Source organism: Streptococcus hillyeri (assembly GCF_003686955.1).
Classification (GTDB): domain Bacteria; phylum Bacillota; class Bacilli; order Lactobacillales; family Streptococcaceae; genus Streptococcus; species Streptococcus hillyeri.
Window position 1 is genome coordinate 65,800 of the sequence record NZ_RCVM01000008.1, and the last position, 11,347, is coordinate 77,146.

The following is an 11,347-nucleotide window of genomic DNA, read 5'->3' on the forward strand; positions in this document are numbered from 1 at the left end:
CGTGTCAAAGCCTTTTGACAAGGAAAATGCTAGACTGACAAAGGGTTTGTATGGTAACATTTCTAAAAAGTCCTAGAATAAAATTATCAAGGAGATCGAAATGGAACTACACAATCGTTTGGTTGATTTACGGAAAAGTAAGCAGCTTTCCCAAGAAGAATTGGCAGAGAAACTTTATGTTTCACGCCAAACCATTTCTAACTGGGAACGTGGTAAGACTTATCCAGACATTAACTCACTCTTATTGATAGCTACCTTTTTCGATGTCTCCTTGGATAAGCTAATCAAAGGAGATGTTGATATTATGAAACATCAAGTTGACCAATCGCAGTTCAAGAAGTGGCTGATAGCCACTGGACTATCGATTTTGACTCACTCATTTATTCAACCACTTGGCCGTTTTTACCAAATAGAGAATTTTCAAATTCTAAATTTTATATCCTTATTGCCCATATTTTATTGCCTGTATAAGCTGTATCAACTGATGAAAAACCATAAGTTACAAACTTACAGTCAAATTTTAGATTTTATGAGCGATAAAGAAAAAAGTAGATTTTCTTGGCTAAGAGAGGGAAAACTTGTAGTAACAATCATTTTTATACTTTGGTTTCTAATCATTTTAGGACAGTTTATCGGAACACTATTATTTTACTAGGAGATTACTTCTTCCCTTTTTCGCAGGCAAGATGAAAATTTCTTGACAAATATTATAGGAAACGTTTACAATTTAATTGTGAACTTTATTAATTAATACTCATTCAAAATCAAAATTAGCAGTTTAAGTAAAATCAAGAACCAATAAATGGCTTGATTTACCAGAGCTTCTTTCGCCATAGTGGTATTCTTATCAAGAGTTTACTCTTGATAAGAACGGACTTTTTGAGACCTAGGCTCAAAAAGTAGCAATGAAACTCCGTAGGAGGTTGCTTGCGTCCGCACCTTTTTAGAAAGAAGCAAAAAAGTAATTTTTGATTTTTGTTAAGCATAAAAGGAGATAGCGATGAAAAAGAAGTTATTTACAGTATTAGCCCCTTTGGCTTTAATGGTGTTTAGTCCAGTAGCCTTTGCGGCAACAAAACCTCTTGCCAATACGACATTAGGGAATCAATACCCTTATCAATTATCCTATTTCTTAGAACTTGATGTGGATGGTAATCGACGTAGCTCGGCTATGTACATTGGAAATGGTTATCTGTTGACAGCTGCCCATGCTATAACAGATGATTCAGGTCAGGTGCCTAGTTACAGGGTTTTTGGATATGCTAATGGTAAAAATTTAGATACTCGAACAGACCATTCTGATATTGATAGTGGAGCTGCTGATAAGGTATTTCAACCGATGCCAGGTTATCTTGGAAAAGGTGATATGGCATACGATATTGGATTAGTAAGACTCACAAGACCAAGCCAGAGAACAACTGCGTTGAACACAAGTCAGGTACGCTTTGGTGTCTATAGCCAATTATCTAAACTAAAAGGGAAACAGTTTACTATTATCAGTAATAGTTTAAATGTTGGTGGGCGATGGGCCTATGAAACAGGGACAATTGCAGAAGTAAGAAACGATGGTTTACTACGAGCAAATATTACGGCTGTGCAAGGACAATCTGGTTCACCGATTATTGTCGATGGTGAAATTGTTGGTGTAGCAACTGGAACGTTACCGAACGGTCAATTGATTATTACTCCTTTGACGACAGAAATTGCTGATAATTTATTACGTCCAAATGGCTTTACATCTATTTCAATCAAATAGTAAATCAAGAAATTATTCTGTATGCGACATACAATTATGAAGAGGAGCGTGAAGCTCCTTTTTCTATGACATTTTGGTAACAAAACAGATTGGCTCTGCTATTTTTCTAAAAAAGTGATAAAATAAAAAGGTTAGTGAGTATGAGGAGGATTCTTATGAGATTAGATAAATACCTAAAGGTATCAAGAATTATCAAACGCCGAACAGTTGCGAAAGAAGTAGCTGATAAAGGGCGTATCAAAGTAAATGGTGTCTTAGCGAAATCATCCACAGATCTCAAATCAGGAGATGAAGTTGAAGTACGTTTTGGTAATAAATTATTAACGGTTCGTGTTTTAGAAATGAAAGATAGCACTAAAAAAGAAGATGCGGCTAAAATGTACGAGATTATTAGTGAAACAAGGATAGAAGCTGATGCGTAAGAAACAAAGTATTGTTCAATTGAACAATGAATTTATTCAGAATGAAAATCAGCGTCTTCGTTTTGAAGAAGAAGAAATTAGCAAGCGTCACCGTTTTATCGGCTTTATCATGGTGATAATTGTGTTTCTTTTCATTCTACCTACTTATAACTTGATGTCTAGTTACGTTGACTTACAAGAGAAAAAAGAAAATGTTGTGCAGCTCAAAAAAGATGTTGAAGAGCTGACCGAGCAGATGAAAGCAAAGAAAGCTTTGGCAGAGCAGTTAAAAAATGAAGAGTTTATTCTGAAATATGCACGGGCAAAATATTATTACATTCGAGATGGAGAAGTCGTTTACTCGACACCTGAATTACTACCAAAATAATGGACAATTTAATTAAAACAGTGGAAACTTTTTTAGCCTATTCTGAAGAAAAACTAGAAGAATTGGCTGATAAAAATAGAGCCTTGAAAGCTGAGCGAGAGCAATTTGATAAGATGCCTAATAAAAAGAACATTAAAGGGAGCTAGACAGATTAGTTATCGACCAAGATTTATCTACTCGTCCAAAATCTTAGAATTCTAATATCATTGATAGAGCACCGAACGAAGTGAGGCTAAAATGTTTCTTTCGCTATAGTAGTATTCTTATTAGTGAAACTGTCCAGTGGATAGTTTCAGCCTGAGCTTAGAAATCAAAAAGCGAAGAATTTACTCTTAATAAGAACGGACTTTTTGGGAGAACTACAGAAATTGAGAATCAATTTCGTAGTAGTTCCCCCGCAAGGATGATTAGGTTGGACGCTGTCGAGTAGTCGACAAGTACAGCCAATCATCTACTGCGATAGAGGGGCTCAAAAAAATAGCAATGAAACTCCGCAGGAGGTTTTGACGCTGAATTCTTCAGCTTCATTTCCCACCTCCAAAGGTCTCCTAGACCTTTGGAGCGTCCGCACTTTTAAGAAAGAAACAAAAAAGTAATAAGTATAAACTAATGACAAAATAAATTGAAAGGGGAAGGTTATGAAAAAAGTATTTGCTTTATTTTTAGCATTTGCCTTTTTTGTTCCCCTGAAAATTGTCAGTACAGAACAAGTGGTCACAGAAGTGTCTAATGGTATCCAGTATCAATTGACGCAAACCCTTACCAATCAAGTTCTTGATTATAAGGACATTCCGAAGCGCCCCCTAACCTTAGTTGAAGTCGCAAGTTATACTGACATTAATTTGACTGATTTTGCTAACGTTATTCCTGCTGAAACACCTTTAAAAATAAAAAAACTTCTAGTAAATAATCAGTTGATACCGGTTTTTGAACTTTCAGATGGCACCTATCTCCCCGCCAGGCAAAATCTCATTATTTCTGATGTTGTTCTGGAAGAGGATAATTTTGAGGGGACATTTTGGCTAGAGAATAGTTTTTCTGTCTATAACACCCCCTACTATGTAGGGGCAAAAGCCATGTCTACCAAACTACAGCCTTATACTGCTGTAAAAGTGACCCAAAAAGCTCAAACTCTAAGTGGTCATTATTATTATGTTGACAATCAAGGATGGATTTCAGAAGACTTTTTATCACAAACTGATAACCGTATCAAAAAGGTTCAAGAAGTCCTAGAGCGCAAATACAATAAGGCAAATCTATCAATCTATGTCGAACAAATCTCGACAGGTCTATCCGCTGGTATTAATCCAGATAAAACCATGTATTCTGCCAGTGTAACCAAACTTCCTTTACTATATTACACTCAACGTCAATTGGATCAGGGAAAAATTGCTTTAAGTGACAAACTCAAATACGAAGCGAAGATCCACGAATTTAAAGGAGCATTTGATCCAGAAGGAAGTGGCTCTATCAGTAAAACGGCAGACAATAAAGATTACACGATTGAAGAACTCATGAAAAAAGTTACCCAAGAATCCGATAATGTAGCAACTAATATCTTGGCCTACCATGTTACGAAACAATATGGTGCTGATTACCAGAAAGTAATGTCAGAATTTCCAAAATGGGATATGGAAAAACGTGAGGTATCTTCAAAAACAGCAGCGAGTGTGATGTTAGCCATTTATGAACAGGGTGGTGATGTTATTGACTATCTCTCTCATACGCGCTTTGATGACCAACGAATTTCCAAAGATATAGATGTTCAAGTTGCACATAAAATAGGTGATGCCTATGATTTTAGGCACGATGTGGCTATTGTTTATACTGACGAGCCATTCATACTATCTATTTTTACCGAAAATACTAGCTATGATGAGATTTCAACGATTGCTAAGGATATTTACACAATTTTAAAATGACCTATCAAACACTTTTTCAAGAAGTCGTCAAAAATCATTTTTTTGACCACCATAACAAAGTATTAATAGCCTTATCAGGTGGAGTAGATTCTATGAATTTACTGCACTTTTTGTCTTTATACCAGAAAGAGTTAGGAATCAGTCTTGGGATAGCCCACATCAACCATAAACAACGTCCTGAGTCAGATGTTGAAGAAGATTACCTCCGACATTTGGCTGAGAACCAAGGATATCCGTTTTATCATGCGGATTTTTCAGGGATTTTTTCGGAAAAAGCCGCGCGTGATTTTCGTTATGACTTTTTCAAGAAAGTAATGATTGAAGAAGGTTATACAGCACTAGTCACAGCTCACCATGCCGATGATCAAGCTGAAACCATGTTGTTGAAACTTTTACGTGGCAGTAGATTACGCCATCTCACAGGGATCAGAGCTGTTCAGGAGTTTGGGCCAGGTCAACTCATAAGACCATTTTTGACGCTCAAAAAATCTGAACTTCCAGATGTTTTCCATTTTGAAGACTCTTCAAATACAAGCCGAAACTATTTTAGAAATCGTGTAAGACATGACTATCTGCCACAATTAGAAAAAGAAAACCCACAATTTTCAACCTATTTAGCAGATTTAGCCAGAGAAAATCAGATTTTCCAAACGGCCCTTTTGGAATTAACGCAGGGATTTGACGTGACTGATTTAAGATTTTTCAAGTCGCAAAGTAAGGCTTTAAAAGAAGTTTTACTGGGAAATTATTTAGAAGAGTTTCCAAAACTACAACTCACTAAAGTTCAGTTTACACAGTTACTGACCCTTTTAGAAAATAGCAATACTTATCAAATTCCCTTAAAAAATGGTTACGAATTACTAAAAGCCAAAGAGACCTTTTGTATTCAAAAAATCAGCCCTACGACCGATAGCACTCTCACCTCTAAAGTGCTAAAATTTCAAGAAATAGTAATTTTTAACGGCTTTCAATTTTCATTTCTAGAAGATGGAGAAGGAATCCCACTTTTTAGTCAGTCATCTCTAATTCTTAGAGGGCGTCAACCTCAAGATAAAATTAATTTTGGAACGTTTTCTAAAAAATTGCGCAGGCTTTTTATTGATGAAAAGATCCCTAAAAAAGAGAGAGAGAAAGCTATTGTTGGAGAACAAGAGGGAAAAATTGTCTTTGTACAGACACCGAATAATCTTTATTTGAGAAAATTTGCTGAAAGTGATACAATGAAAGCTGCTTTAAATATAAAAAAACTATAAAAGGTGACAAAATGTTAGAACAAGATATTAAAAAAGTTCTTTTTTCAGAAGAAGACATTATCGTGAAATGTAAGGAGCTAGGCGCTCAACTGACAAAAGATTATGCAGGTAAAAATCCCCTCCTAGTTGGTGTTTTAAAAGGTGCTGTACCATTTATGGCAGAATTGGTAAAACATATTGACACGCATGTTGAGATGGATTTCATGGTCGTTTCAAGCTATCATGGTGGTACAAGTTCTAGTGGTGAAGTCAAGATTTTGAAAGATGTTGACACGAATATTGAAGGACGAGATGTCATCTTTATTGAAGATATCATTGATACTGGTCGCACTCTTCTTTATCTTCGTGATATGTTCAAATATCGCAAGGCAAAGTCAGTTAAAATTGCTACCCTTTTTGATAAACCAGAAGGACGTGTTGTTGAAATCGAAGCAGACTATGTTTGTTACAATGTTCCAAATGAATTTGTTGTTGGTTTTGGCTTGGATTACAATGAAAATTATCGTAATTTGCCATACGTTGGTGTTTTGAAAGAGGAAATTTATAATAAGTAAGAGAGAATAGATGAACAATAAAAAACCAAATGGACTCATGCGCAACTCTTTTGTGACCATTTTGTTGCTAGTAACAGCTATCTTTAGTTTTCAATTTTTATTTAGCGACATGGGTGCGGATAGTCAAAAAATTAATTATTCAACCTTAGTAAAACAATTAGAGGAAGGTAAAGTCAAAGAACTGACTTATCAACCAAGTGGTGCTATCGTAACCGTTTCAGGAACCTATACTAAAGCACAAAAAGTTGAAGCAGATACCTCTTTTCCATTTCTAGGAAATCGTAGTGCTAAGGTAACCAATTTTACAAGTACCTTTCTAGCAAGTAATATTTCTTTTGAAAAATTAGAAACTGCTGCAGATAAAGCTGACACAGAAATCACCGTAAAACAAGAAAGTTCGATGGGGTCTTGGATAAGTACCTTGTCACTTTGGATTCCGATGGGATTTTTGATTTTCTTCATGTTTAACATGATGGGAGCTGGGCAAGGTCGTGGCGGAAATAATCCAATGAGTTTTGGACGTAGCCGTGCCAAAACATCAAGTAAGGATTCTATTAAAATTCGATTTACAGATGTTGCCGGTGCCGAGGAGGAAAAACAAGAGCTTGTTGAAGTTGTTGACTTCCTTAAAAATCCTAAAAAATATAAGGCTCTAGGTGCTCGTATTCCAAAAGGCGTCCTTCTTGAGGGCCCTCCAGGGACAGGTAAAACCCTTCTTGCAAAAGCAGTTGCTGGTGAAGCGGGTGTGCCGTTCTTCTCAATTTCAGGTTCTGATTTTGTAGAGATGTTTGTCGGTGTCGGTGCGAGCCGTGTTCGCTCACTTTTCGAAGATGCTAAAAAAGCAGAGCGTGCTATCATTTTCATCGATGAAATCGATGCTGTCGGTCGTCGTCGTGGTGCTGGTATGGGCGGTGGTAACGATGAACGTGAACAAACCCTGAACCAACTCCTGATTGAAATGGATGGTTTTGAGGGCAATCAAAATATTATTGTTATTGCCGCAACAAACCGTTCTGATGTTCTTGACCCGGCTCTTCTTCGTCCAGGTCGTTTTGACCGTAAGATTTTAGTTGGTCAACCAGATGTCAAAGGTCGTGAAGCTATTCTTCGTGTCCACGCTAAGAATAAACCATTGGCAGACGATGTTGATTTGAAAGTTGTAGCGCAACAAACTCCAGGTTTTGTTGGTGCTGATCTTGAAAATGTTCTCAATGAAGCTGCCCTTGTTGCTGCTCGTCGTGACAAGAAGAAAATTGACGCTTCTGATATTGATGAAGCAGAAGATCGCGTGATTGCAGGTCCAGCTAAGAAAGATCGTCAAGTATCTCAACGCGATCGTGAAATTGTAGCTTACCACGAAGCAGGTCACACAATTGTAGGTCTTGTCTTATCAGATGCGCGTGATGTCCATAAAGTGACAATTGTTCCTCGTGGTCGTGCAGGTGGCTATATGATTTCCCTTCCAAAAGAAGATCAAATGCTCCTTTCAAAAGAAAATATGAAAGAACAATTAGCTGGTCTTATGGGTGGTCGTGTTGCTGAAGAAATTATCTTCAATGTTCAGACAACTGGTGCTTCTAATGACTTTGAACAAGCAAGTGCTATGGCGCGTGCGATGGTCACTGAATATGGAATGAGTGAAAAACTTGGTCCTGTTCAATATGCAGGTAGTCATGCCATGATGGCCGGTCAATTATCACCAGAGAAAACTTACTCAGAAGAAACAGCACGTATGATTGATGATGAAGTACGTGAACTTCTCAATGAAGCACGTAACAAAGCAGCAGACATCATTAATCAAAATCGTGATACCCATGCCTTAATCGCACAAGCCCTTCTTAAATATGAAACACTTGATGCAGCTCAAATTAAATCCCTTTACGAAACAGGGAAAATGCCTGAAGAAAGTGAAGAACAAGAAGCTCGTGCATTGTCATATGACGAAATCAAAGAAAAAATGTCTGAATAACTATCAAGAGACTGGAATGCTTTCCAGCCTCTTATTTTTTACAGTAATAATAGTTATAGTCGAATGGATTAGCTTTAATAACCATTCAAAATCAAAAATAGAATTTTATAATATCTAATACTATCGGTTGAGCACCGAACGAAGTGAGGCTAATACTCATTCAAAATCAAAATTAGATTTTTATAACCTCTATTTTGATGGGTTAGTGAAAGTAAGGGGGTAAACCGTTTCTTTCACCACAGTGGACAGTTCCCATAATATCTACTTTGTCATCTTGGACACTGTAGCTGTATAAGTAGAAAGCGATAATTCTCAACTCTCCTAGTAGCTAAAGCTATAAATCCACAGTTTTGTTGGAGTGCCAGCCGCATGAGAAGACTTTAGAGAAAAGAAAATATTTTTGTCTCCATCTAATTTTGATTTTTATATAGTATAAAATGTTTCCTTCGCTATAGTGGCATTCTTATTAGTGAAACGGTCCAGTGGACAGTGTCAGCCTGAGCTTAGAAATCAAAAAGCGAGGGGAATTTGTTTGATATGAACGGATTTTTGGGAGAACTACAGAAATTGAAAGTCAATTTCGTAGTAGTTCCCGCAAGGATGATTAGGGTGGACGCTGTCGAGTAGTCGACAAGTACAGCCAATCATTTACTGCGATAGAGATAAGTTCAAATCTAGCAATGAAACTCCGTAGGAGGTTTTGACGCTGAATTCTTCAGCTTTATTTCCCAACTCAAAAGGTTCCCCAAACCTTATCGACTGTGACGAACTCTGTTCGTCTTATTTCCCACCTCCAAAGGTCTCCCAGACCTTTGGAGCGTCCGCACTTTTAAGAAAGAAACAAAAAGTAATTTTTGAATTTGGTTAAGTATAGGACAAGAAGCTGAGACGTAGACAGTACTTGAGTGCAGCAAGTTGAAAGTGACGATTGACTATGTAGTGTTAGTATCGATACTTTATACAAATGTGATAAAGCGTTATAGAATTTCTTTTAGCTTTTTTGAAATGTATGAACATGAGAGTAAAATTAATCATTAGATCAGATTGTTTCAACTTACTCCACGACAAACGCATGAAGAAAATATCGCTTTCAGATAACGATTTTTCATAAAAAGATATATTTTTAACCATGAAATTTTGTTATAATATAGACGAAAAAGAGGCTGAATCGATGTATGTGTGTAAATGTCGTGAAAATATTTTGAAAAAATGCATGTAGCTAGAAAATGGTTACATGCATTTTCTTCATGCGTACGGCGTGAACTTACTCTCATTTCACTTGTCATAAAGATTATATTTATGATAGACTAAGAAGGTTACTACCTTTATGTAAATGCATTTTTCATTAAGATAAAAAGAATAGGAGGTTTTTATGAATATTTTCAGAAAAAAAGAAAATCATCATCGTAAAAGTTCTATGAAACGCCATCTAGGTGTGATAGATTTAATTTTTCTTGGTTTAGGCTCTATGGTGGGAACTGGTATTTTTACGATAACAGGTAAAGGTGCTGCCATCTATGCAGGTCCAGCCTTAATTATTTCGATTGTCATTTCAGCTATTGCAGTTGGGATTATTGCCTTGTTCTATGCCGAATTTGCTTCACGTCTTCCAGGAAATGGCGGAGCTTATAATTACGTCTATGAAACACTTGGAGAATTTCCAGCATGGATTGTTAGTTGGTATATTATCATGGAATTTATGACAGCTGTTTCTAGCGTTGCCGTTGGATGGGCTGGTTATTTCAAAGGTATCCTTTCAAATCACGGTATCGTATTACCAACTGCGATTAATGGAACATTCGCCCCTGAAAAAGGACAGTATGTTGATTTACTTCCTATTCTAGTTGTCCTAGCAGTAACCGGATTGGTTTTGATGAATTCAAAATCTGCACTGAGATTTAATAGCGCTCTCGTATTATTCAAATTTTCAGCACTAGCTATTTTCATTGGAGTAGGGATATTTTTCATCAATAAAGGAAACTGGTCAGATTTTGCACCGTATGGTTTTGGAGAAATCTACGGAGGACAAACAGGAATTATGGCGGGTGCTTCAATCATGTTCTATGCCTTTTTAGGTTTCGAATCTATCTCAATGGCGGTCGATGAAGTCAAAGAGCCTCAAAAAAATATTCCAAAAGGAATTATTTTCTCCCTTAGCATCGTTACAATACTCTATATCATCGTAACGCTAATCCTAACAGGAATGGTAAATTATAAAGAACTAAATGTTGATGATGCAGTTGCATTTGCTCTTCGTCGCATAGGTCTAGATTGGGCTGGAAACTACGTGTCTGTAGTTGCTATTTTGACCCTTATCACTGTTTGTATTTCAATGACTTATGCTCTTGCGCGTACAGTTTATACGATTAGTCGAGACGGTCTCTTGCCGAAAGGTTTAAGCCAAATAACTGAAAAACATAAAGTTCCTAGAAATGCAACGATTGCAGTGGGTGTTTTATCAATGATTTGTGCTGGAATTTTTCCATTGACAACGATAGCCGAATTTTTAAGTATTTGCACATTAGCTTATTTGATTATTATGTCCATTGCACTCATCAAATTACGTAAAGAAAAAGGTCTACCGAGTCAGTCAGAGTTTAAAACACCATTAGTACCATTTCTGCCAATTTTAGCAATCATTATTTGCTTATCATTGATGAGTCAATATCAAACAATTACATGGTATGCATTTGCTATTGCGACATTAATTGGAATACTCATTTATGTTATCTATGGCTATAATCATTCAAACGAAGCATAAAGTGGATTTTCAGGAAAATGATCAAGGCATCATTTTCCTGAAATTTTTTGAAAATATGAAAATTCAAAGAAAAAGTAGTTGACAAGTCATGGAAATATTTGGTAAGATATATGAGTTGTCTCGCGAGGGACGCTGGCAAAGATGACTTGAAAAAACTTTAAAAAAGTAGTTGACAAGTTATTAAAGATTTGCTAGAATATAGAAGTTGTCTCTTAGGAGAAGTCCATTGAAAACTGAACAAGACGAAGCAAGTGCGGGTTATGAAAATAACCTGTCAAGAAAAACAATAAGTCAGCGATGACAAAACAGTGAGTTAAGAACTCAAACTTTTAATGAGAGTTTG

General features: G+C 36.5%; 10 protein-coding genes. All 10 read left to right on the forward strand.

Annotated features, from left to right (window positions below):
• Window positions 1–100 precede the first annotated feature (100 nt).
• Window positions 101–655: a helix-turn-helix domain-containing protein gene (locus EAF07_RS05350; RefSeq protein WP_121835393.1), complete on the forward strand. Its 555-nt coding sequence runs from the start codon at window positions 101–103 to the stop codon at window positions 653–655.
• Window positions 656–1,000: 345 nt separating this feature from the next.
• Window positions 1,001–1,756, forward strand: coding sequence for a trypsin-like serine peptidase (locus EAF07_RS05355; RefSeq protein WP_245962695.1), 756 nt, complete (start codon window positions 1,001–1,003; stop codon window positions 1,754–1,756).
• A 155-nt stretch (window positions 1,757–1,911) separates the two neighbouring features.
• Complete coding sequence (locus tag EAF07_RS05360) at window positions 1,912–2,178, forward strand: RNA-binding S4 domain-containing protein (RefSeq protein ID WP_121835395.1); 267 nt, start codon at window positions 1,912–1,914, stop codon at window positions 2,176–2,178.
• The gene (locus EAF07_RS05365) at window positions 2,171–2,545 is read left to right on the forward strand and encodes an FtsB family cell division protein (protein WP_121835397.1); all 375 of its coding nucleotides are present in this window, start codon (window positions 2,171–2,173) and stop codon (window positions 2,543–2,545) included. The genes EAF07_RS05360 and EAF07_RS05365 overlap by 8 nt, the downstream gene beginning before the upstream one ends.
• Window positions 2,545–2,691: an SP_0009 family protein gene (locus EAF07_RS05370; protein WP_121835399.1), complete on the forward strand. Its 147-nt coding sequence runs from the start codon at window positions 2,545–2,547 to the stop codon at window positions 2,689–2,691. The genes EAF07_RS05365 and EAF07_RS05370 overlap by 1 nt, the downstream gene beginning before the upstream one ends.
• 492 nt (window positions 2,692–3,183) lie before the next feature.
• A complete protein-coding gene (locus EAF07_RS05375) occupies window positions 3,184–4,467 on the forward strand; it encodes a serine hydrolase (RefSeq protein ID WP_121835401.1) in 1,284 nt (427 codons plus the stop codon).
• Window positions 4,464–5,720 (forward strand): tRNA lysidine(34) synthetase TilS, encoded by a 1,257-nt coding sequence (gene tilS / locus EAF07_RS05380; RefSeq protein ID WP_121835403.1) that lies wholly within the window; start codon window positions 4,464–4,466, stop codon window positions 5,718–5,720. The genes EAF07_RS05375 and tilS overlap by 4 nt, the downstream gene beginning before the upstream one ends.
• Before the next feature lie 11 nt (window positions 5,721–5,731).
• Window positions 5,732–6,274 (forward strand): hypoxanthine phosphoribosyltransferase, encoded by a 543-nt coding sequence (hpt, locus tag EAF07_RS05385; RefSeq protein ID WP_121835405.1) that lies wholly within the window; start codon window positions 5,732–5,734, stop codon window positions 6,272–6,274.
• Between the two features lie 10 nt (window positions 6,275–6,284).
• Window positions 6,285–8,243, forward strand: a complete 1,959-nt coding sequence (ftsH, locus tag EAF07_RS05390; protein ID WP_121835407.1) for an ATP-dependent zinc metalloprotease FtsH — start codon at window positions 6,285–6,287, stop codon at window positions 8,241–8,243.
• A gap of 1,372 nt (window positions 8,244–9,615) precedes the next feature.
• Window positions 9,616–11,004, forward strand: a complete 1,389-nt coding sequence (locus tag EAF07_RS05395) for an APC family permease (protein ID WP_121835409.1) — start codon at window positions 9,616–9,618, stop codon at window positions 11,002–11,004.
• Window positions 11,005–11,347: the final 343 nt, after the last annotated feature.